At 36.3% G+C, this 22,824-nt stretch carries 18 protein-coding genes; 6 read left to right on the top strand and 12 right to left on the bottom strand.

What is annotated here, in order from left to right:
• The first annotated feature begins 4 nt into the window (after positions 1-4).
• On the top strand, positions 5-805 hold the full coding sequence (locus BUE24_RS09315) for a tetratricopeptide repeat protein (protein WP_073315724.1): 801 nt from the start codon (positions 5-7) through the stop codon (positions 803-805).
• A gap of 95 nt (positions 806-900) precedes the next feature.
• Here the strand turns inward: BUE24_RS09315 and BUE24_RS23930 are convergent, their stop codons facing one another.
• A complete protein-coding gene (locus BUE24_RS23930; protein ID WP_170864579.1) occupies positions 901-1,065 on the bottom strand; it encodes a DsbA family protein in 165 nt (54 codons plus the stop codon).
• 310 nt (positions 1,066-1,375) lie between these two features.
• Between BUE24_RS23930 and BUE24_RS09310 the strand changes: the two genes are divergently transcribed.
• Both BUE24_RS09310 and BUE24_RS23925 read left to right on the top strand, forming a co-directional pair.
• Positions 1,376-2,704, top strand: coding sequence for a hypothetical protein (locus BUE24_RS09310; RefSeq protein ID WP_073315723.1), 1,329 nt, complete (start codon positions 1,376-1,378; stop codon positions 2,702-2,704).
• 34 nt (positions 2,705-2,738) lie between these two features.
• Complete coding sequence (locus tag BUE24_RS23925; protein ID WP_170864578.1) at positions 2,739-2,900, top strand: hypothetical protein; 162 nt, start codon at positions 2,739-2,741, stop codon at positions 2,898-2,900.
• 89 nt (positions 2,901-2,989) lie between these two features.
• Here BUE24_RS23925 and BUE24_RS09305 read toward each other — a convergent pair whose 3' ends face one another.
• Positions 2,990-4,579 (bottom strand): vitamin K epoxide reductase family protein, encoded by a 1,590-nt coding sequence (locus tag BUE24_RS09305; RefSeq protein ID WP_073315722.1) that lies wholly within the window; start codon positions 4,577-4,579, stop codon positions 2,990-2,992.
• Between the two features lie 176 nt (positions 4,580-4,755).
• On the opposite strand from BUE24_RS09305, the gene BUE24_RS09300 reads away from it, so the two are divergent.
• Entirely contained in the window at positions 4,756-5,556 is an 801-nt protein-coding gene (locus tag BUE24_RS09300; protein WP_073315721.1) for a DNA/RNA non-specific endonuclease, read from the top strand.
• Positions 5,557-5,561: 5 nt separating this feature from the next.
• Here the strand turns inward: BUE24_RS09300 and rodA are convergent, their stop codons facing one another.
• From rodA to purH, 6 genes are all read right to left on the bottom strand, one after another.
• On the bottom strand, positions 5,562-6,815 hold the full coding sequence (rodA, locus tag BUE24_RS09295; RefSeq protein ID WP_073315720.1) for a rod shape-determining protein RodA: 1,254 nt from the start codon (positions 6,813-6,815) through the stop codon (positions 5,562-5,564).
• On the bottom strand, positions 6,815-8,680 hold the full coding sequence (gene mrdA / locus BUE24_RS09290) for a penicillin-binding protein 2 (protein ID WP_073315719.1): 1,866 nt from the start codon (positions 8,678-8,680) through the stop codon (positions 6,815-6,817). Before mrdA ends, rodA begins: the two co-directional genes overlap by 1 nt.
• Entirely contained in the window at positions 8,677-9,183 is a 507-nt protein-coding gene (locus BUE24_RS09285; protein WP_073315718.1) for a rod shape-determining protein MreD, read from the bottom strand. Before BUE24_RS09285 ends, mrdA begins: the two co-directional genes overlap by 4 nt.
• Positions 9,176-9,991, bottom strand: a complete 816-nt coding sequence (mreC, locus tag BUE24_RS09280; RefSeq protein WP_073315717.1) for a rod shape-determining protein MreC — start codon at positions 9,989-9,991, stop codon at positions 9,176-9,178. The genes BUE24_RS09285 and mreC overlap by 8 nt, the downstream gene beginning before the upstream one ends.
• 129 nt (positions 9,992-10,120) lie before the next feature.
• The gene (locus BUE24_RS09275) at positions 10,121-11,149 is read right to left on the bottom strand and encodes a rod shape-determining protein (RefSeq protein ID WP_073315716.1); all 1,029 of its coding nucleotides are present in this window, start codon (positions 11,147-11,149) and stop codon (positions 10,121-10,123) included.
• A 43-nt stretch (positions 11,150-11,192) separates the two neighbouring features.
• A complete protein-coding gene (purH, locus tag BUE24_RS09270; RefSeq protein WP_073315715.1) occupies positions 11,193-12,725 on the bottom strand; it encodes a bifunctional phosphoribosylaminoimidazolecarboxamide formyltransferase/IMP cyclohydrolase in 1,533 nt (510 codons plus the stop codon).
• Positions 12,726-12,875: 150 nt separating this feature from the next.
• Here purH and BUE24_RS09265 point away from each other — a divergent pair, with 150 nt between their 5' ends.
• Together BUE24_RS09265 and BUE24_RS09260 are read left to right on the top strand one after the other, a co-directional pair.
• Positions 12,876-14,129: an ABC transporter permease gene (locus tag BUE24_RS09265; RefSeq protein ID WP_073315714.1), complete on the top strand. Its 1,254-nt coding sequence runs from the start codon at positions 12,876-12,878 to the stop codon at positions 14,127-14,129.
• Between the two features lie 297 nt (positions 14,130-14,426).
• Positions 14,427-15,884 carry a hypothetical protein gene (locus BUE24_RS09260; protein WP_139241953.1) on the top strand — a complete coding sequence of 486 codons (1,458 nt, stop codon included), beginning with the start codon at positions 14,427-14,429 and terminating at the stop codon, positions 15,882-15,884.
• Between the two features lie 467 nt (positions 15,885-16,351).
• On the opposite strand, the gene BUE24_RS09255 is transcribed toward BUE24_RS09260, so the two are convergent.
• From BUE24_RS09255 to BUE24_RS09240, 4 genes are all read right to left on the bottom strand, one after another.
• Positions 16,352-16,789, bottom strand: a complete 438-nt coding sequence (locus tag BUE24_RS09255) for a retropepsin-like aspartic protease family protein (RefSeq protein WP_073315712.1) — start codon at positions 16,787-16,789, stop codon at positions 16,352-16,354.
• Positions 16,786-19,395, bottom strand: a complete 2,610-nt coding sequence (locus tag BUE24_RS09250) for a CHAT domain-containing protein (RefSeq protein ID WP_073315711.1) — start codon at positions 19,393-19,395, stop codon at positions 16,786-16,788. The genes BUE24_RS09255 and BUE24_RS09250 overlap by 4 nt, the downstream gene beginning before the upstream one ends.
• A complete protein-coding gene (locus BUE24_RS09245) occupies positions 19,376-21,361 on the bottom strand; it encodes a PKD domain-containing protein (RefSeq protein ID WP_073315710.1) in 1,986 nt (661 codons plus the stop codon). The genes BUE24_RS09250 and BUE24_RS09245 overlap by 20 nt, the downstream gene beginning before the upstream one ends.
• 98 nt (positions 21,362-21,459) lie before the next feature.
• Positions 21,460-22,680, bottom strand: coding sequence for a serine hydrolase domain-containing protein (locus BUE24_RS09240; RefSeq protein WP_073315709.1), 1,221 nt, complete (start codon positions 22,678-22,680; stop codon positions 21,460-21,462).
• Between the last annotated feature and the right edge of the window lie 144 nt (positions 22,681-22,824).

Below are 22,824 nucleotides of genomic sequence, written 5' to 3'. Positions count from 1 at the left end.
TCAAATGGAAGAAAATTTTGACTTAAAAATAGAAGCGTATCTAGGGGGAGATATGACTCCCGAAGAGCAGAAGCAATTTGAGGAAATGATGTCACAAAACCCCAAATTACGTGAAGAGGTACAACTTGCAAATGAGGTTAATCACCATCTTAACGATAGTGCTTGGATGGTTATAGAAGCGGATAAAAATGACCCTGTAAAACAAGAGTTAGAAAACTATGTGAAAAGTGATGAAGCCATAGTCTTGAAATCAAAATTGAGACAGGTAGGAGCAAATTACAAGAAGAAAAGGAGTAACTCTTCGAGCATAAAATACATTGTAGGTGCAGTAGCTGCTATATTAATCATCGCTTTGATAAGTAATGTTTTTTGGAATTCAAGACCAAGTCATGATGTATTGTATACAGAGTTCTACATAGAATCAGATTTACCTTCTATAATTAAGCGTGGCTCGGAGAATAAATTACTAACCGAAGCGGTTGCTTTATTCAAATCGAATGAATATGATCAAGCTATTCAGTTATTTGAGCAATACGAAAGGGAAACACAAGGTACAGACCCTTCAATTTATATTTATACTGGGTTTTCTTATTTGGAAAATGGAAATTTTGATAGAGCACTACAGAATTTTGATAAACTATTGAATTCTGATTCAATTGATAAGTCGAAAGCGTTTTGGTATAAAAGTTTAGTTTATTTAAAATCAGATAGAATCGAAGAATGTAAAACTATATTATCTCAAATTATTGATGATTCTTTGTTTAATGCTCAAAAAGCGAAAAGGCTTTTGGGGGAGTTGGAATAGTTTTTTTAAATAGATGTTTAAAAATAAAAAGGAGCTACTTATTTGAGTAGCTCCTTTTTATTTTTAGTTGGTTAAACTTCCATAGATTGTTCTTCTTACGTTGGTTGATTTTTATAATTTTCAATCAAAAGACTTACAAAATAAAAGAACTCATCATAGGTGTATTTCTTTGGGTAAATAGTCCCGTTAATTATAGATGCAGGGGTGTAGTGCAATTCATGTTTATTGGCCCAATCTATTTGTTTTTTTAAAGATTTCATTATATTTCATATTATTATTTGGAGTGCCAAACTTTTTGATCCACTTAGAAAAAGTCCTGTCTGCAAACCATGTTCCATAAGCATAGATAATCGCTTCGAGACCTTCTACATGATAAATTTCAAATAGTTGAAGTTCTATTTTTGGTTGTTTGAAGCTGAATTTTAGTTGTCTGTATAATAGACGATTATGAATAAATTTAAAAAAAGAATAAAAAGCGTAGTAACATTTATCATTTAGAGTGAATATACAAGTGAATGTTCTAATTAAAGAATTAGAATCGTTAATGTATCTTCAATAAATACTCTAGTCATGGTAAGTAATAAAGAATTTTCTAATGAGTGGTGGGATAACTTTTTGAAATCAACCGAAAATTTAACAAAACCAATAGCATTAAATAATGCCTTTTCAAGTAAAACCTCTAGCAATATTTTGGATAAAACATTGGATGTTTTTAAATCTTATGACGAATCCGCAGTATTCAGGGTATGGGTTAATGGAGAGAAAAGGGATGATTTAAAGGATACCCTAATGGAAAATCCTCCATTAGAGGATGATACACTTGAATCTTGGACAAATCGATTTTTTGGGAAACAAAAATTCGGTATTATTTTTAATCATTCTGAATGTTGGAACAAGGATTTTAATGTCGAAATCTACGAAAAATTAAAACCTCTATTGGAAAAAGTGGGGTATCCGATGATGGGAATGGACATCACTATTTTTATAGGGAATTATGGATGGACTCCATTGGGAATCCATATGGATTATGTTGGAGAAAGTGTAATCCATTTACACTTGGGGTCAGCAAAAAAAGAAATGTATTTATGGGACAAAGAGGTTTATATTAATGAATTAGGAGGAAAACTTGGAGAGCGACGTGCAGAATTCTATAGTCACAAAGCTCAAAAATTTGATATCGAAGAAGGAGGTATCTTCTTTATGCCTTGGGGGATGCCGCATATAGGTAAAACCGATGAACTTTCTGCTGCGGTAACGGTATGGTTCAATAGACCTACAAAACAAAAATTGCTAAGAACTGTTACCGACAATATTAATTCAGAATATGTTGCGGAAAAGAGTTTTGTAAATCAGCATCAATCTTACGTTGTCGATTCTAAACCGGTTGAAACAATAGATTATCAAAAAGATCCCCTATTAGATTTATATCCTGAATTAACAAAGGATGTAAAGAGTAAAGACTTTCTTAGTAAAATATCCTTCTTGGATCTTTTAAAGATGGAAATCAAGGATTATCAGTACTCTCTTAAAAGTAGCTTGAACTTTAGTAAATCTCTCAAAAGCAAAGTAGCAAAAGAGCATGTGGGAATGTCAAAAAACAGCTCGATCTCTTTGGATTTACCTTATAAAATAGAGTATTACCACAGTCAAATTTCAGGAAAACTTCATCTTTTTGTAAAAGGACAGAAGCTTATGATCAATTATTCTGATGATATTATCGAGATGGTTAGAAGATTAAATACTGGTAAAGAAAATACGATTTCCGACCTCTTACAGGACTTATTTGAAGAATGGCCAGAGGAATTAACGTTTAGATTGCTTGAAATCTTATATGAGAAAAAGGGGTTGTTAATCTCCAACAAAAACGTCGAGGAAATTGTCTCAATTACGAATATGTAGTTGTAAAAACGAATTAATTTTAAATCTAAATATTATGAGTAAAAAGAAGCTAGACGAGCTATTGGGTCTCGAAATGTTCGATCCTATCAAAGCACCTGAAAAAATTAGAGGTGGAGAATGTCGCAAACATGTAATTGGAGATACGACGATTACTTTTTGCGATAGTGGAATTATTAGGATTTTAGTTAGAGAATAATTCTAATTTTTTTTGCCATTTACACTTCATAGAAGTGTAATTTGGTTAAAGAGATTACCTAAACTTTAGGTAATCTCTTTTTTTTGTTTCTATACTTCCACAGTTTTATCTTCATTAACCGTTTGGCTTTTTTGTTGTTCAATCAACATGCTTACAAAATAAAAGAACTCATCATAGGTGTATTTCTTTGGATAAATAGTCCCGTTAATTATAGATGCAGGGGTGTAGTGCAATTCATGTTTATTGGCCCAATTTATTTGTTTTTTAAAGATTTCATTGTGTTTCATATTATTATTTGGAGTGCCAAACTTTTTGATCCACTTAGAAAAAGTCCTGTCTGCAAACCAACTAGTATACGCTTCAATAAAAGCTTGAGATCCTTGTGTATCATATATTTCAAAAAGGCGAAGCCCTATTTTTGTTGCCTGATTGTTGGTTTCCTCTGGATTAATGCTTAAACGTACAACTATCTGTAGGTGTTCTCCCATAGATTTCAAAAGACGGCTATAAGCCTCAAAAGCATTTTTGCAAAAACCACACATTGGATTGGTAAGACTGATAATTTTAAAATTCGCATTGGGATTACCTAAAATAATTTCATTTTCAAGAATGGTGGTATCGGCTACTTTATCGCTGTTGTTATATAAAAGCCCAAATATTTGACCATCTCTTTTAAATCGATTTAATTTCAGGTTTTGCGAACGATATTCTTTGTTTTCTTTTATTTTATCTCTGATAAAAAAGTATCCAATAGTAAAAAGAGAGGTAACCAAGGCTAACCCTGGTAACGTTTGCCAATTAATATTAATGGATAGACTAGTCAGCGCAATTACTGCTAATCCGATGGAAACCAATCCCATGGATAAGCAGATAGCGCACCAGGTTTTAATGATGAATGCTTGAGAATATAATGAATATAACACAAAAGGTACTCCTATAAGAACAGGTATTAGCAAAGCAGAAGTATAACCATGAAATATTTGATATAGTGTTAAGCTTCCAAAAAAAAGTACTCCCGCATCAGCTAATGAAAACCCTTTGAACAAGATACCACTATTGTTATTAATCACATCTCCACAATTGGATTTTCCAACAGAGGTGCAAAACTGATGAACTGTTTGTGATTTATAACCCAAACGTTCTTGAATTGCAAATACACTGAAAGTTAATCCTGCGATCGAGAGTCCTAAAAAAAATACTTCGCCTATGCTCCAATTTCTATTGACAAAAATAAGGCCGACACTAATCAAAAGTATAGCGATAAGTATATTCTGGAATAAAGATTGGCCAGAGATAAAGTTATTAGAAGAGTTGTCTTCTACAGCAATAACATTAGTAACCCATATTTGTTTGAAATCTTCAAAGGAGTATTTCTTTTTCTTTAAACTACTATGTTTTATTTCTATAGTTTTACTCTTTTTGTTCACTGCTACAATTTCATCCGAATTTCCGTTTTTCACCAAAGAAATAAAACTTTTAGGAAGTTGATCCAGAGCATCTCGAGGCACTTTTATAGCTATGTTATCTATGTCAAAATAATCCAAAGCATCTGTAATGGATTGAAAACTTGGGTAATTAGGGTGAATTTGTAATTGAAGTTCTAAATCTTTTTTGTTATAATTTCCTATGCCATTCTCGATAAGAACGCTTTCTACTATTTTTTCAATATTGTGTTCCATGATATGGTGTGAGATGAGTTGTTTTAAGATTGTAAATATCTTTTAAAAATAACTCGCTTTTTATCATAAATCAAATTTTTTAATTCCCATTTTCTTGAAACTTGAGTACTACAAAGCAGTAAAATAGCAGGTAATATTTCATTACTTTTGTCGCAAACTAATACTATACTATTGCTTTGAATAGAAAATACATTTACCCAATACTCATTATCATAGTGTCCATTGGCTTTTATTATTTTGAAGGTTATTTGGAGACTAAAGAGGACAATTCTGTTATTCCAGGTAACGAAAAGAACACCTCCAGTTTTTATTATTTGCCTACGTCAACAACAGGTTCTGTTATTATACATAATCATTATAGCTTGTCTTATTCTGAAAAGCATGAACAAGCAGAATGGGTGGCTTATGAATTAAAGTCAGAACATTTGTCCAAAAATGAGTTCAAACGTCCTTATTTTGAAATCGACAGAAAGGTAAGATCGACCTCTGCCGATTGGCGTAATTATAAAAAATCAGGATACGATCGAGGGCATTTATGTCCGGCGGGAGATCGAAGATTTAGTTATGATGCTTTTGAAGAGACTTTCAAAACGTCAAATGTTTCACCTCAAAATCATGAGTTTAATAGTGGGATATGGAATCGGCTGGAACAGAAGATTAGGTATTGGGCAAAAAGGTATGATGGGGTGTATGTAATAACAGGGGGAGTTTTGTCTGATGATTTAAAATCTATAGGATATGAAGCCGTTTCTGTACCAAAATACTTTTATAAAATCGTGTACGATCACTCAGAGACCGATCCCAAAATCATTGCTTTTTTATTACCGCATCAAGATGCTCAAAAACCTTTACAAAGCTTTGTAGTGTCGGTTGATAAACTAGAAGAATTGACTGGAATAGACTTCTTCGCTAAACTTGATGATCAAATAGAGGCGAGAATAGAGCAATCTGCAACTACAAAAGGTTGGAAGTTTTAGAGGGATTACCACTCGTTTACTCGATTGGCATCTAGCTTAATAAAAATAAAAAGAAGGATAGTGAAACCCCATAAGCCTGAGCCTCCGTAGCTAAAGAAAGGAAGAGGGATACCTATTGTTGGAATCAAACCAGTTACCATCCCAATGTTGATCGCAAAGTGAATAAATAAAATCCCTATTACACTATATCCATAGACCCTACTAAATTGATTTTTTTGTCGTTCCGCCAAATGGAGTAATCGTATAAGTAGGAGCACAAACAAAATGATAATCAGGGTGGCTCCTAGAAATCCCCATTCTTCTCCAACAGTGCTAAAAATATAATCTGTATGCTGTTCAGGAACAAAACCACCTTTGGTTTGTGTACCCTCTTTCCAACCTTTTCCGGTCCAACTACCACTACCAATGGCGATCTGACTTTGGTTGGTGTTGTATCCTATTCCTTTGGCATCTACTTCTTTACCCAAAACGATATTAAAACGATCTCTGTGTCGTTGTTCGAATACATTGTTAAAGATGTAATTTACAGAAAAACAAAAGCCTGTTATGAAAACTAAGGTGATCAAATATCGAGAGTACTTTGGTTTTTGCTTCCTTTTTTTAACGAGTATAGCGATCATGATAGTTGCTATCCCTAAAACCACCCACAAAGGGCCAAACAGTAAAGTCAATATAAAAAGTACAGCAGCAGAAGCTCCTATGATCAAATATATGGCGGCCAGACCTTCTCTATAAAGTGGAAAGAAGAATGCAGCATATACCAATGCACTACCAGGATCAGGTTGTGGGATGATTAACAGGGCAGGTAAAGCAATGATAAGAAATGCTCTTAATTGATGGCGAATAGATTTGATATTGGTTTGCATATCACTCAAAAACTTAGCCAAAGCAAGGGCAGTGGCTGCCTTTGCAAATTCTGAGGGTTGTAATCCAACCGGACCAAATGCATACCAGGATGTGGCTCCAGAAATGGTTTTTCCGAAGACAAACAATCCTAATAAAGAGAGTAATGCAATCACATATATCAAACCAGCAAAGCGTTCATAAAACTTAGCTTCTATGGCTTGAATTACAATAATGATAATGATGCTAAATAGAATCCAATACCCTTGCTTAACATACACTATAGAAAGATCTGTTAAGGAGATGACTTCATTTTCGTAGGAAGCAGAGTAGATGTTACCCCATCCAAATCCAACAAGTAGTAAAAATAATAAGACCGTTATCCAATCTATTGCGGCTACACTGGATTTTGCCATTATTGGTTAATTTTAAAAGGTTCACCACTGTAGGGTTTGGCATATTCTTCCTCCAAACTGTGGGTAAGGACCCATTCCTCCAGATCAGTTCTGGAAATAGTGCCTTTTATATAACTTTCGATCATCAAGGATGCAATTCTACCAGCGTATCGAGCTCCCCAATATCCATTCTCCACAAAAACCGCTAAAACAATTTTAGGGTTATCTTTTGGAGCAAAAGCAACAAAAACCGAATGATCAGTAAGCTGAGTTTTCACGCCGTCGATCTTTGTATAATTTTCTGCAGTACCTGTTTTTCCACAAATGTCGATACCTTCTACTTGCAAAAAGTTAGCGGTTCCTTGGGTGTATACCTCATGCATACCATTTACAACAGGTTCAAAATGCTCTTTGTCTATGGTAGTATACTTTGGTTTTACATAATTTTCATTATCAATAGGTTTACCATCTATGGCTTTTATGATATGCGGAGTGTAATAATATCCTCGATTTGCAATCGCAGCAGTCATATTGGCCAATTGAATTGGCGTTGCTAATACTTCTCCTTGCCCGATGGAGTTGGATAAAGTGGCTGTAGCATACCAATTGTGATTAGGGTATACTCTATCGTAATATTTGGCGCTGGGTACTTTACCAGGTCGACCTGCAGAGAGGTCATTGCCTAAGTAATTCCCTAGTCCAAAACTCTCTACATGTTTTCTCCAGTTATCCATGCCTTCTTGTGGAGTACTGTACTTTTCAATAATCCTGCGATAAACGGTGGCAAAATAGGCATTGCAGGAATGAGCAATTCCCGGCACCATGCTCAGAGGGCTTCTGTGCGAATGACAGCCTAACTTTCTTCCATTTCTACCATAGTAATAGCCCATTCTGCAAGAAACACTTTCTTTGGTATCGATAACACCTTCTTGCAAGCCGATAAGGGCATTAATGGTTTTAAAAGGAGAACCAGGAGGATATTCCCCTTGTAGACCTCTGTCAAATAATGGTTTTGCAATCGTATCGTAATAGAGCTTGGTAAAATTTGGCGATCTTTTTCGTCCAACTAATAATTCTGGTTTGTAGGTTGGTGCTGTAACCAGTGCCAGGATTTCTCCTGTAGCAGGTTCGAGAGCAACAATACCTCCTCGTTTATTTTGCATCAACCTCTGGCCGTACGCCTGGAGTTTTGCATCAATAGTAATGGTGAGATCTTTTCCGTTTACCGGTAAGGTATCAAATTTTCCATTTTTATAGGGACCAATATCTCGATTGAATCGATCTTTTTGGATTCGCTTTACTCCTTTAATGCCTCGAAGTTCTTTTTCATATTGTTTCTCTACCCCATCGATACCAATAAGATCTCCAGATAGATAATAAGGATCTCTTTTGATAATTCCCTCATTTACCTCGCCAATATATCCTAAAACGTTAGCAGCATTCTCGGTTTGATAATCTCTAAGTGATCGTTTCTGGATATAAAAACCTTCGAATTTCCTCATTTTTTCCTGCAAATAGGCATATTCATCTTTGGTTAACTGAGGAATAATGATAGAAGGTACCCTGGGTGAATATATTCTTGCCTTATGCAATCTTTTGATAAGCTTATCCTTGGTAATATTCAGAATAGAACAGAATTCTAAGGTGTCAAAAGGTTTTAATTCTCTTGGGATAACCATTACATCATACGAAGGTTGGTTGGTTACCAACAGCCGGGCATTTCTGTCGTATATTGCTCCCCGTTGGGGGTAGTCGTAAATTACTTTGATTGCATTGTCTTCGGATAATGAGGCAAAAGAAGTGTTATATATTTGTAGATAAAAGAGCCTTGCGACAAACACAAAACCTGTAGTAACAATAATTAAATACAGCAGTAACTTTCTCATGAATCATTTCTTCTAAACAAAACCAGCACCAACATGGTAATCATAATGGTGAATAAACTGGAAAATAACGTTTTTTTGAGTATTAATAGTATGTGAGAGAAGTTAAAAATTTCAAGTGAAAAAAGCACGATATGATGTGTTAAAACCATAAGCGTTACATAAGCTAGTTTTTCACCAAAACCGGTATTGCCAAGTTTCACAGTTTGAAACTCGTAACTCAATCCAAAAACAGTACGTAATGCAACGGGTCTAAAAAATGCAATAATCAAACAAGCGGCTGCATGAACGCCTCCAGAATCTCCAAACATATCAATAGTAAGACCTAGTATAAAGCTAAGCAGGAGAAACAAACTTTTGTTGATGTTTAGAGGGGCTAATAAGATGAAGATGATATAAATGTATGGATTTAACCATCCCAGGAAATTAATGTGATTCAGAATAAAGGTCTGAACCAAAATCAGAATAACAAACCTGCCAATATGTGATAGGGTGTCTTTATTCATTCTCTAGATTCTTAATTTCTTCGGTATCTCTATTCTTTATAGTGTATACAAAACCGATATTAGTCATATCATTAAACAACTTCACATCGATCAAGTAATAGCTTTTGTTTTCGTCTAGTTTGTAGTTGGCAATGGTTCCTATGCCTATTCCTCTAGGGAAAATGGTAGATCGACCATGTGTGATGATGGTATCACCTTCTTTGAGTACAGCTTGCCTGGGCACTGTTTCCAGTTGTAAAGTATTAGGATCTTTTCCATTCCATACTAACGAACCGTATTGATCAGAGTTTTTTAAACCTGCGTTGATTCTGGAATTGCTATTGAGTATCGAGATAACCCTGCTGTAATTCTTTGAGGTATTTTCTATAATTCCGATAATTCCTTTGTCGGTTATTACTCCCATATCAGGAATGATACTGTCTTTTGCTCCACGATCGATTAGCAAATAATTATCAGATTTACTATAATCGTTTTTGATTACTCTTGCTTTAATAAACGTATAAGGCTTATCAAAATTTGTAGTATCGAGATATTGGGTAGCAACTGAGTCTACTCCCAAAGCACTTAGTTGATTGCGAAGCATTTCATTTTCGGTAAGTAACCGTTTATTTTCATTTCTCAGTTTGAAATAGTCTTTAACCGATCGCTGCCATTCATAAATTCCTCCACTCAAAAAGTTGGTAGAACTCACAAATTTGCTTTTATGGTAAGAATGCGATTGAATAGTAAAGATCAGTGATAGCAAAAACAGCAACAGAAACAACAAAGAATGTTTATTTCGTATTAAAAAATTAATAATCTGTTGCATGATTTAGGGTGTAATTACTTTGTTTGCTATTCATTTATATATGTAACCGATCCACTTACATAGTAAATATAAAGCAGGATAACGTAAATTCTGAGATTTAGGTATATTCCAAAAGTGTTTTTTATAACACTACTTAATCAGTACGCTCTTATATCTGTTCAAATTTTTGAGTGTAATCCCTGTTCCTCTTACTACAGCACGTAGTGGGTCTTCGGCTATATAAACGGGTAAATCAGTTTTTTGCGATAATCTTTTGTCTAAACCTCTAAGCATAGATCCTCCACCAGCAAGGTAGATTCCAGTATTGTAGATATCTGCGGCAAGTTCTGGAGGAGTTTGTGATAAAGTTTCCATAACGGCATCCTCAATACGTAAAATAGACTTGTCAAGTGCTTTTGCCATTTCACGGAATGAGATTTGTACCTGTTTTGGTTTTCCGGTAAGAAGGTCGCGACCTTGAACATTCATATCCTCTGGTGGTAATTCCAGATCTTCGGTAGCTGCTCCTATTTGAATTTTTATTTTTTCTGCAGTACGCTCTCCAACATAAAGGTTATGTTGTGTGCGCATGTAATAGATGATATCGTTGGTAAAAACGTCTCCTGCAATTTTTACAGATTTGTCACAAACAATACCACCCAAAGCAATGACTGCGATTTCGGTAGTACCACCACCTATATCCACAATCATATTTCCTTTTGGTTGCATGATATCTACACCAATACCAATGGCTGCAGCCATTGGTTCATGGATAAGATATACTTCTTTCCCATTTACGCGCTCCGCACTTTCTTTTACCGCACGCATCTCTACTTCGGTAATTCCCGAAGGGATACAGATGACCATGCGTAAAGCCGGAGCAAAAATTTTCTTCTTTAATGCCGGAATGTCTTTGATAAACATGCTTATCATTTTCTCACTAGCATCAAAGTCAGCAATAACCCCATCTTTGAGTGGTCTGATGGTTTTTATATTCTCATGGGTTTTTCCCTGCATCATGGCAGCTTCCTTTCCGGCAGCGATAATTTTACCAGACATAATATCTCTGGCCACTATGGAAGGGCTGTCTACTACTACTTTGTCATTGTGAATAACTAAGGTGTTGGCGGTACCTAAGTCTATAGCGATCTCTTCGGTAAAGAAGTCAAAAAATCCCATAAAAATTCAAAAAAGGGGTTAAAATTTCGTAAATGTAATAAAATTAATGTTTAAAATGACGTGTTCCGGTCATAACCATTGCAATTCCGTTATTGTCACAATAATCAATACTCAATTGATCTTTGATCGAACCACCTGGTTGGATAACTGCTTTTATTCCAGCTTTGTCAGCTAGTTCTACACAATCTGGAAATGGAAAAAATGCATCACTGGCCATAACAGCTCCATTCAAATCAAAATTGAAAGCATTTGCTTTTTCTACAGATTGCTTAAGAGCATCTACTCTTGAAGTTTGTCCCGTACCACTGGCAAATAATTGCTTGTTTTTGGCAAAAACAATCGTATTTGACTTGGTATGCTTACAAATTTTTGAAGCAAATAGCAGGTCTTCAATCTGTGCATCGGTAGGCGCAACTTTGGTTACTGTTTTTAGATCTTCTACAGCATCTGTCTTCAAATCTTTGTCCTGTACCAATGCTCCGTTAAGGCATGACCTTACCTGGGTTTCGGGTAGGTCAATGTCTTTTTGTATTAGTATAATTCTATTTTTCTTTCCTTTTAGTATTTCAAGAGCTTCAGGAGTAAAAGAGGGTGCAATTACGACTTCACAGAACAATTTATGAATTTCTTCGGCGGTAGCCACATCAATTTCAGAATTACTAATCAAGATTCCTCCAAAAGCCGAAACAGGATCTCCTGCCAACGCATCTACATAGGATTGAAGCACAGTATCTCTTTGTGCCAAACCACAAGCGTTATTGTGCTTTAGTATCGCAAAAGTTGGAGCTTCTCCTTTAAACTCACTCATCAGATTTACCGCAGCATCAACATCCAAAAGGTTGTTGTATGAAAGCTCTTTTCCGTGTAATTTGTTGAACATGGCATCAAAATCTCCAAAGAAGAACCCTTTTTGATGCGGATTCTCTCCATAACGTAACACCTGTCCTTTGGTTTCACTAACTTTAAGGGCAGGTACTGCAAGGTCACTATTGAAATAATTAAAAATAGCAGTATCGTAATGTGAAGAAACATTAAAAGCTTTTGCAGCAAAACGTTTTCTGTCTGCTAGGGTAATGCTTCCGTTTCCTTCAGAAATAATATCAAAAAATTCATCGTAATCTTCTACAGAAGCTACACAAGTAACATCAGCAAAGTTTTTGGCTGCAGCTCGAATTAGTGAGATTCCACCAATATCAATCTTTTCAATGATCTCCTGTTCGGTAGCTCCAGAGGCTACTGTTTTTTCAAAAGGATACAAATCAACGATTACGATATCGATTTGTGGGATTTCGTATTGTTCGATTTCTGCAACATCACTATCATTATTCTGACGATTCAAAATACCTCCAAACACTTTTGGGTGTAATGTTTTTACTCTTCCTCCAAGGATAGAAGGATATGAAGTGACATCTTCAACCGGGATTACATTAATACCTAAATCTCGTATAAATTTTTCGGTACCTCCGGTAGAATAAATAGTAACATCTAGCTCGTCTAATTTTTTTACGATTGGAGCTAATCCTTCTTTGCTAAATACAGAAATTAGTGCTGATTTCGCAGTCTTTGTGTTGTTCATGAGAAAATTTAGTTAGTAAAACGCAAAAGTAGCAATTTACCAATCAATTAGACAACGATTATGTGTAATTGTTTGCGCTAAGTTGTAACAAAAATTAAAGGAAAACGTCCTATCTTTAGATTATTGTAAAATGGGTTCAAAAAACGGAGCATGCTAATCTATCTAAGAGTACTTAAAGAGAGTTTTTATTTTGCGGTAAATGCACTGGTTAATAATAAGTTACGAACGTTTTTGTCGTTACTTGGAGTTACGATAGGAATTTTTTCTATTATCGGAGTGCTCGCTGCGGTAGATTCTCTGAAACAAGAAATCAAGGGAAGTATTAGCTCATTGGATAATAGCACTATTTATTTAATGCGATTTTCTTTTGGACCTACCGATATCCCTCAATGGAAAAGAGAGCAATTCCCAGATGTTACTTTCGAGGAGTATCAGTATATCAATAGATCGATGCCAAACCTGAAAGCAGCCAGTTTTATTTTGAATGTAGCTCCCGAAACAGTGAAGTATCAGGATAAGAGTGTGAGTAACGTTGAAATTGCACCGGTAACCAATGATTACTACGAAATTGAAGCTTTACAAATTGAAAAAGGTAGATTCTATAACGAACAAGAGTCTGTAGCCGGAGCACCTGTAATTGTTTTGGGTGATGAAATCGCAAATAGCTTGTTTGGGTCTTTTGAACCGATCGGAAAGAAGATTCGATTATACGGGCGTAAGTTCACGGTGATTGGTGTGCTAAAGAAAGAAGGGATGGGACTTTTTGGAAATTCGAAAGATACCGCAGTATTTCTTCCTGTAAATTTGGTGAGGAAAATCTATGGGGATAATAATAAAGCCGCTTTTCCTGCCATTATCATCAAGCCTGAATCAGGAATTGATGTGCCTGAGTTTGTAGCGGTATTAACCCAAAAGCTAAGAACCTATCGTGGGATGAAACCCGACGAAATTGATAACTTTTTTGTAAATCAACTACAAGGATTTACTGATTTTATAGATAATATTACCAGTCAGATGAGTTTTATCGGTCTAATCATCAGTGGGTTCTCGTTACTGGTTGGTGGATTTGGTATTGCCAATATTATGTTTGTAAGCGTAAAAGAGCGGACTAATTTGATTGGGATTCAAAAGTCTTTGGGAGCTAAGAATAAATTTATTTTATTCCAATTTTTGTTTGAAGCGGTGATCTTGTCTTTGATCGGTGGATTAATTGGTTTACTTTTTGTTTGGTTGATATCGCTATTAGCTTCTCAATTTACAGGCGACTTTGAGTTTGTCTTATCTCCTTGGAATATCCTAATCGGTACTATAGTTTCTTCTTTTATTGGTTTGGTTTCTGGGATTCTACCGGCAATATCGGCATCTAGGCTAGATCCGGTAGAGGCGATACGAACTGGGATGTAGGTCCAAGATGTTGAATTTAGATACAAGCACTTTTCTGTATTAGTTATTTATAATCAATTAAATAGGAAATAAAACTAGTTTTTGGTGAGCCTATATGTTGTACAAGTAGAAAACTACAGGTAGCATAGGGAAATCGCCTGGTGATTGTGCCCAGCCTTAAAGAGGTTTTTTACCCCTTATCAAACCGGTTAAAAACCCTAAAAAGTCCGAATATTTTGAAACTCAAAATATTCGGACTTTTTGTAGTTATACCCACCTAACTTCAGTTGGTAAATAAACTTTTAAAATCTAGAAATCGTGAAAACATTTAAGATTGCACACATTTTTTTGGTTGGTGTCATGTTGAGTTTACTTTCTTGTGAACAACCAGAGTTATTGACGGATCAAGTAGTCCAGGAACTTTCTGAAAAGGGGAGTATTTCGTTGGTATTAGAAAACCAAAACAAACTTTCTTTTATTAACTATGATAACGATGAGGTTTTTATACTTGAAGAAAGCGAATGCTCCGATTGTTCGGTGTTGGATAACATTATTTCCCTCTCCAAAAAGGAATTGTCTGAAGCTGAAATTTTTTGGGCATTATCCAAAAAAGGAGAAGAAGTTCCTGATTTTCTAAAAATGAACCAGAATGCCAGTAAAACTGTTTCCAAAGAGCAGGGCTGGGCCAGAAGTCAAGTTCAAACTCCTGTTAAAATGGGTTTTGAGAATAATGAATCTAGTACAATAGTAGCATGCAAGAATAGTAAGTTTACCAGTGGTATTGTTGGTGGCTTTTTAGGGGATCCTGAATTTATTAGATTAGATAAAAAACCTATTAACTATTCCAGTTTTAAAAATGATTGTAGCAATCTATCCGATGCCATGTGCCAAAAAGGAAAAAGGTATCGATATTCGGCTACTTTTAACAATACCAAAAAGTGGAGAGGGAAGATATGTGCTAAATCGGTTCAAAATGCAAACAACGATCATTACCTGTCGAATATTTTGTGCCTGGATCCGCCATGTTCAGCATACCGAGGTCCGAAATTGTATTTTGAATTTGAAAAGGACGGAGTATGGAAGCCGATTAAAACTTCAATTCAAGAAGGTATAGAAATACCTGCAAATAAGCGAAGAACATATGGGTATTATAAAAATGGTACTAAAAAACGATCTTTTAGAATACGAGTAAAAAATGCGATGGGATTGGATGAGTTTGATTTTATGATGGATAAACAACCGGATGAAGGACCAGATCCCAACCCGCCTGGGGGAGGAGATAACGGAGATGTTATACCAGACTATATCAGTATCAGCAATGACGCAAAAATTATCGTTGACTTTACGAATAATCCTGATGATGTTCCGAGTCCACAGATCAGTATAGATAGAAATGCATTAAAAAACAATAATCCACTCTATCACTATCATGATAACGAAGGGAATATTATTCTTCCAGAAAACTTTTGCGGTATCAAGATAATAGGTGCTAGTAGTTTTACATGGTTTGATCAAAACAATACAGTTATTAAGAATCATCCTGTTTTCAACAATGTTAGTAATCTGTATAATTATGGAGAGTATAATGATTACTATGCATTAGATGGGATAGAATTTAGAGGTCCGTTAGATAATTGCACAGATAATGATCCTAATTGGTATTTTGAATTTCCGCTAATTCATATTTATGGTGGGGAGTCCACAAATATTGATCAAGCTGTCAAACTTGTTATTGAAGGGGTCTCTGAGGATTCAGACATCATTTTTTTGGAATAGAAAACCAAGAATATAGATATGTAACTTTTGAAGTTGAGAATTTAAAAGCCAGTAACATAGTGTTACTGGCTTATTTGTTGCTCAAAATGTAAAAAACACATTAAAACACGAAATAAGGTACATATGGAACATGGGGAGGGGTACTGGTATAAGTACCCTTTTTATCGTAATGTATTCGTTTGGGGTACTACTCGAAGTACCCAATAATAATCAAAAACATACTAAGGGGTACTTCAAACAGAAGTTGGGGGTAGTACAAACAGAAGTGAATCGATGCTAAAACATAAGTTGAACTTGTGTTCAACACAAGGCGAACCTGTGTTTACAATAGGAGGTACCCACTGCGATTACTAGTTAAGGGTAGTGTGATAAGTGGGGAGGGGGTACTTCAGAAGTACCTAAAACAAAAAATATAATAAGATGATCTATGCTTCCAGAACAAGATGCAGTTTAATAAATTTCTGGAATTACTTCAGATACAAGCATTTTCTCTCATAATCGATAATCGCTTTACCACGTTTTAGGATATCTGCACCTATGATGCCATCTACGGGAGCTGCATCATGAGCTACCAAAGCCGAATTGACATGAGTGAGATCAAATAGCACCAGTGATATTCTATTTTTGCGCCAGCTTCCTAATTGTATGTTGTTCTTTTTGGAGAGTTGTGTGGTCATATCAGTAGCACCAGCACCTGCAGCTTTTACATCACTATCCTCGGCAAAAAGATTGAACTTATGTACTGCTTCAAAACCCACACACGAGTTAGAGGCTCCAGTATCTACAATGAAAGTGCCTCTGATATCATTCAAAATTGCGGTGACCTCAAAATGCATGGTTTTGGTAGTAGTCATTTTGATCCTGTGATACTCTTTTTGCTTCAGAAATTGTCGTAATGTACTCATGTTTTATTTTGAACAAACTTTCGCAAAAGTAGCACAATTATCAGCAATAACACAAAACCAACAATGTACCAATAATAAGAAAAGGTATTAGGTCGATCGATTTCTCCGTAGTATACAAATGCTGCCCAAAAATAAGGGGATTTTTCGGCGTTGGAAATGTCTTTTGCAGCCAGGTAATCTCGTTTTGATTGATATAAAGCATTGGATTTGGAGTGAGAGGTATGCAAATGTTTGTAAAAAAGCTGCATCAGTTTGGAGGTAGTTTTGTCATTCACTCTCCAAAGCGAAAAAAGAACATTTTCTATCCCGGCATACTGAAATCCTCTCCCTATACTAATCGGCCCTTCTCCTTTGGCAAGTTTCCCGATTCCAGTTTCGCAAGCACTGAGCACTATCAAATCTGTGCTAAGGTTTGTACCGTATAATTGATTCACCAAAATATCTTTGTCTATAAATTTTATTGATGCAGGTCTCGAGAAACTACCAGCCTCAGCATGGGTGGATAGATGTATAATACTATGATTGTTGGCAGTTCGGATAAAGTTTTGATATGTGGCCTGTTCTTTTTGGAGATAGGTGCCTTCAAAATAGTCTTGAATGTATTTACTTTCTGTTAAGGAATAGGGGAGGGCTAATGGGGTGTTCTCAAAAACGGGAAAGACTCCCAGTACGGTATGATCTATATCATTTTTGGATGTCGAATGTACGTACTTGCTTGCCGAGATCTCATAGTGCACTTCTGTGGTATGTAATAAAAAAGGCATGTTCTGAAAACTAAGCGCGGTTGAGCTTTCAGTGAGTAGGGTTTCAAAAGGGATAAAGTTTAGCAACCCATCTGCTACTATGAGAAGTCGATTGGCATCCTTGGGAACCTGCAGTGCAGTAAAGAGGTTTGCAGCATCCTGGGTAAAATCCGTTACCTGATTCAATATAGCAGCCGAATCATTATAATACCCAATATAATTTTTAATGATTTCCTGAAAAGAAGCAGTGTTTTTTATTTTTCTGACCAGAAAGGAATCAAAACCTATTTCAAATTGATAAACATTTTGTTGGCCATAAAAATAGGCGATCATTACTGTTTGATCCTGCTGCAACTTTTCCTGTAAATCATTTATCGATATGGGTTTTTGAAGCTGAAGGAGTTTTGGATATTTGTTTTGAAGAGCCTGCGTTACGGTTTTAAGTTCCAATGATTTTGCATCATAGGCTGCTGTCCATTTTTGAATGTTAGCGATGTTGGCGGTATCCAGTTTTAGTTTTTCCTGCACTATCAATACCTCCAAAGAAGCCAATGCTGAAGTGATTTGTTCTTTTTGTACTACCCATGCATCACTTTTATATTGGGAGAGTACCTTTTTAGAAAGTAAGGCTTCGCTTACCGATGGCGCTTTTGAGTGTTCTGCAGCTTGAAAGGCTTTTTCGAGATATCGTTGATCTGCTGTGGATTGATACAGTTCAAAAAGAAGATCAATATAAAGTTCGGTTCGATTTCTGTTTTGACTGTGCTGTATGATTTTGGTGTCTTGTAAAGGATATAGACTATTCAGTTTTTTGTTGACTTCAAAAGCAAGTTCATATGCTTTTAAAGCTTGTTTAGGGTTTTGAAGTTGTATAGAAAGATGTGCATGTAGATCCAATATTTTTAAAAGAATCGGATCTGTGACTAGATGATCTTCTAAGGGTAATGGATCTTTGCTCTCATATTTTGGTAGTATTAAAGAATAGAGCTCTACAATGCTTTTTTGCGCTTCCTCAAATTTTGACGAAGATAATAATAGATCAATATACCCCAATTGTAATTTGGCCAGAGATCTTGGAGTGGCGTTATCATTGTTTAATAATTGAAATCTGGACTGCTCCATGTAGTGTTGCCCTGCTTGTAGTTCTCCTTCTTGTAAAGCTACAGCGGCTAGAATCTGATAAGCATTAATCTGTTTAGAATCTATAGCTATGATTTGTTTTGCTAGAGTTTTGGCTTCGCGATAATTACCAGCATCCAAATGATTGGTGGCAATATTGTTTAAGATATTTAGGTTTTTTGGAGCTATAGAGAGGCCCTGATTCAAAACGGTAATCGCCTTTGCATACTCGCCTTGATTGTGATAGGCAATCGAGAGGTTGGTAATGGCAGTAACAATTTTGGATTGATTTTGAGATTGCTCTGCCAAATACAAATAGCTTTTTATGGTGTTTTCTGCTTTAGGAAGATCCCCTATTTTAAGGTATAAATTGCCCAAAGGTTGTAGACAGTTTTCGATAATGTCATAATCTGATAATTGATATTGATAATAGGTGCTCCAGGCTTTTTCGTAGTACAATATGGCGGATGTTAGACTCCCAAATTGCTGTTGGTAGTATCCCAAATTACAGTGCACCACCACCCATGCCAGTTGATCTTCTTTGGTAATTAGTTGCTCTTTTTTTGGATAGATGAGTTTGCTAAGTCGTAAAGAGCCAGATGAGGTGGGGTTTTGCAAAAAGTAATCTAGCTGTTTGTATAAAAAAGTAGCCGTGCTTTCTCGGGATTGTGCTTGGATACTATAGTCACCAATACCAAGCATTGCTATAAAGCAAAGGATGATCCTAAAATTTCCAAATCCCATATACTTGAATTTGAGAGTTGGGGGCATCAAAATTGTACACATACCGTACTCCAAGACTCGGTCCAATTCGAACTGTTCCCAGATTCATACCTACAAATACTCCGGCTTGAGCGTTGAGAAAACTGTCTGTAATTTCTTCTGCAGTAAAGGAGTTGAGGTCCGGATTGGGTGTAGGAATGCCATTTACTATGGTAAAAGCTTCCCCAGTGGTTTCCTGATCATTAACACTATTCATGTCTAATTTCAACTGTACCCCAGCACCCATGGCAAAAAAGTTATTGAAGTTGTATCGAATCGATCCCGGCACTGCATATACGGTGATGTTGTTGAATTGATTCAATTCAGAAAATTGAATAAGTGAAGTAGACCCATCGGCATTGACCGTTCTGGTTTCAAAATTTCGTACTTCGTCATGAGTTGAAGTAGAGAAAAACAGCTCCGCCTGATAATAGGCTCTATAGGATTTGAAAGGTGATAAGGTGGCCCCCACAAAATATTCGCGTTGGTTGTCTAGATCAGGCACGAAAATATATCCTGCCTTGGCACCAATAGAAATGCCCGGGATAAATCGTGTGGTTGCATAATTGGTAATAATGGGTTCGTTTTTATCAAAATAGATGGCAGTTTTACTTTTGGTTTTTTTCTTGTGAAAATCCTTTCCAAATTTCATCGAGTATTTTACAAAACCTTTGGTAGAATCAATTTCGGCAACATTCTTTTGTTGGCTACCTGGAAGATAAATCCTATTGAACTGAAAAATGATCTTATCCTTTTTTAATATGGTGTCCAGACAGCTATAATTTACTTCCCGATCTTTTGGGCAGATTGGACATTCAGGATACATACTATCGATCCGCAATGTAGATTTGTCAAACATTTCTGGAGTATCTGATTCTAGCCTGATGGTATTGGCGGGGCCTTCACCGTTATTTTGGAAACGCACTTTGAATTTGAGGCGTTTAAATCGAACCAGTCGATAGTTCATCAACCAACCGTTGGAGGACATCTTATTGGGATCGTGTGAGGTAACAATTTCCATTTCTGTGTCCTTTACCGTATGATTGTCGTAGCTGTCATCAGGAACATAAACACTACGTAGCGTCACAATAGCGCTGGTGTCTTTAATCATTTCGGGAGTGGTCTTCAGTGTTCTGAAGATGTTGCGCTCTTCACCAGGTTGCATATCGTTAAAAGCAATGACCTGATAGTCCCGATACAAAGCTTTAGACTCTTCCAGGGTTAGCGGTAGATTTTTACGTTTGGTGGTGTCTTGTACAAAAAGTGTTTTGTTGTGCAGTATAGAATGTGAAGATGATGCCAATAGGGTATGATCATCATTTTCAGGTAAAGTCTCGGTAATGGCATTCAAAGGGATAATTTGTTCCCCATGATGCATTCGGGTGTCTTCAATAGTGAAATTATCATTCTTGAATTTGTAATCGTTGTAGAACAAATACAATTTCCCGTTAGAAACGTAGTTGTTGGTGTTTTTATAGCTAGTGATAACCACCATTTCCTGATCAGGAATGGGTTCTCGATTTCGTTTGATAAGCAAGTCCTCTTCTTCTTTAAATATAGAATTCGAATCTAATGACGCTTCCTCTAGAGTATTGTTTATCGAAACAGATTTGGGTCGGCTAGCGGGTGGTTTCCCATTATCATAATTGTTTGTTGCCCAAAGTTTGGCTTGGTAGTTTCCGGATTTAGGATAGGTATGAGTAGGATTTTTTTCAAAGCTGTAGTTGCCATCCCCAAACTCCCAGTAGTAGGTGTAAAATGCCTTCGGCGCTCCTGCAATTTGATTGAGTAGGGGCATTTCGGCACCAAACGTTACCCGGTTGCCATCGATATCATAAGAAATTGGAGCGATTCTAGGAATGGTGTCGTTGGTGTTAATCTGAGATATGCCCAACATTGGAAAACACAATATCCCCACATAAATAATTGAAAATAAAAACCCCCTCATGTTTTTTTGTTTGACGTTACTAAAGATAGTAAAAAGTTAAATGTTCAAATTCCGGGAAGGTGATTTCCCGGAATTTTAGTAACCGTATTTGTTACTATTTACTGCCATGCATCATTATAGGCGTTGTATATCATTTGGCGCAAACTCGTAGTGCTTTGCAAGGTCACTCCTTGTGTGTTCATTACGATCACACAGTCGATCCCATTTGCTGGAAACATCACTATTTGTGTACGTACTCCTTGAGAGATGGATGGATCACTGCTGGTTCCAATCGAACCAGCTTTTCCGTAATAACTTCCGTGGATCTCGTCGTTAACATCCTCTACATCCATACCCAATCGATGTAGTTTCATAAGATCTCTTTGGTCTTTGGATACTAGTGTTTCAGTATGTTCGAAGAATGCATTGACTTTTGCCATTTCCAGGGTGCTCATAAAGTATCCTCCTCCTCCGGATTTGTTGTTCCAACCTCCGTAGTACTGACCATTGGAGTTTGTGTCCGGATCATTAACGTTGTAATACATCGTTGAGATTTCTCTGTTTTCCGGCGTACAACCTACTAAAGGCAATGAAAGCCTATCGAAGATATTTTCCTGCATGTATAAAAGATACATGAATTGGGTATTGGCATCGTTTTCAAGATCGATAGCATTGTTGCTTACAGCACTCCAAAGTGAAGGGATTAACACTCTAAATAATGCGAAATTCACATTCAGATAATTACGAGATTTAGAGTTTACTACTCCGGTTTCGATACAATCTTTAAGTCCTTCGTAACCTAAGGTAGTATCAAAGTTATTATTGGTGCTCTGTAGTCCAGATTCGTGTTTTAATAGATCTTTGAAAGTTAGCTCACTTACCCCAGGTCCTTTGGTCCATGATTCAGGTAACCAATCTTCAATGTTGTCTTCAATGGTTAGATTGTTGGCTTCTAGTAACTGCATCGCGCCGATTGCCGTGTAGAATTTGGAAACGCTGGCTATGTTAATTTCTTTGTTTAAAGTGAAATCAAGGGCTCCGTCTGCAGCTGTTCTGGCTTGGCCATAGGCGTTGGATTTGGATAGGTTTCCGTTTGTACTAATTGTATATGCCCATCCTACGGGTGCATTTCCACCAGCTTCGACATAATCGATGAGGTTTTGTTCAAATAAGTCGATGTCAAATACAGGGCTGTTAGTTTGTATATCCGTAATCCCATCATCAGTTTCACAACTTCCGAAAAAGAAAAGTGAAAAGGCTGAAAGTAATAAGCTTATGCATATTTGTTTTACATTCCTACTGTTTTTTGGTAATGCAAATGTTGTGTGATTCGTTATCATGTCTTTCTTTATTTTTTGTTTTACACCCTCAGATCAAGTGCTTTGATTTTTTGTTACCCCTTTTTTAGAATTTTTTTCAAAATTTTTGTCCAGATATAGAAATTCCGGGAGCTATACCCCCGGAATACTAACTCGAATATGCCG

The sequence above is a fragment of the Aquimarina spongiae genome (genome assembly GCF_900141785.1).
In the GTDB taxonomy this organism is placed as follows: Bacteria; Bacteroidota; Bacteroidia; order Flavobacteriales; family Flavobacteriaceae; genus Aquimarina; species Aquimarina spongiae.
Note: the sequence above shows the minus strand (reverse complement) of the source record. Positions and strands in the feature narration are given on the sequence as shown.

Coding starts and splice junctions, on each gene's coding strand:
- BUE24_RS09315 (WP_073315724.1), top strand. CDS start 5: ATGGAAGAAAATTTTGACTTAAAAATAGAAGCGTATCTAGGGGGAGAT.
- BUE24_RS23930 (WP_170864579.1), bottom strand. CDS start 1,065: ATGAAATCTTTAAAAAAACAAATAGATTGGGCCAATAAACATGAATTG.
- BUE24_RS09310 (WP_073315723.1), top strand. CDS start 1,376: ATGGTAAGTAATAAAGAATTTTCTAATGAGTGGTGGGATAACTTTTTG.
- BUE24_RS23925 (WP_170864578.1), top strand. CDS start 2,739: ATGAGTAAAAAGAAGCTAGACGAGCTATTGGGTCTCGAAATGTTCGAT.
- BUE24_RS09305 (WP_073315722.1), bottom strand. CDS start 4,579: ATGGAACACAATATTGAAAAAATAGTAGAAAGCGTTCTTATCGAGAAT.
- rodA (WP_073315720.1), bottom strand. CDS start 6,815: ATGGCAAAATCCAGTGTAGCCGCAATAGATTGGATAACGGTCTTATTA.
- mrdA (WP_073315719.1), bottom strand. CDS start 8,680: ATGAGAAAGTTACTGCTGTATTTAATTATTGTTACTACAGGTTTTGTG.
- BUE24_RS09285 (WP_073315718.1), bottom strand. CDS start 9,183: ATGAATAAAGACACCCTATCACATATTGGCAGGTTTGTTATTCTGATT.
- mreC (WP_073315717.1), bottom strand. CDS start 9,991: ATGCAACAGATTATTAATTTTTTAATACGAAATAAACATTCTTTGTTG.
- BUE24_RS09275 (WP_073315716.1), bottom strand. CDS start 11,149: ATGGGATTTTTTGACTTCTTTACCGAAGAGATCGCTATAGACTTAGGT.
- purH (WP_073315715.1), bottom strand. CDS start 12,725: ATGAACAACACAAAGACTGCGAAATCAGCACTAATTTCTGTATTTAGC.
- BUE24_RS09265 (WP_073315714.1), top strand. CDS start 12,876: ATGCTAATCTATCTAAGAGTACTTAAAGAGAGTTTTTATTTTGCGGTA.
- BUE24_RS09255 (WP_073315712.1), bottom strand. CDS start 16,789: ATGAGTACATTACGACAATTTCTGAAGCAAAAAGAGTATCACAGGATC.
- BUE24_RS09250 (WP_073315711.1), bottom strand. CDS start 19,395: ATGGGATTTGGAAATTTTAGGATCATCCTTTGCTTTATAGCAATGCTT.
- BUE24_RS09245 (WP_073315710.1), bottom strand. CDS start 21,361: ATGAGGGGGTTTTTATTTTCAATTATTTATGTGGGGATATTGTGTTTT.
- BUE24_RS09240 (WP_073315709.1), bottom strand. CDS start 22,680: ATGATAACGAATCACACAACATTTGCATTACCAAAAAACAGTAGGAAT.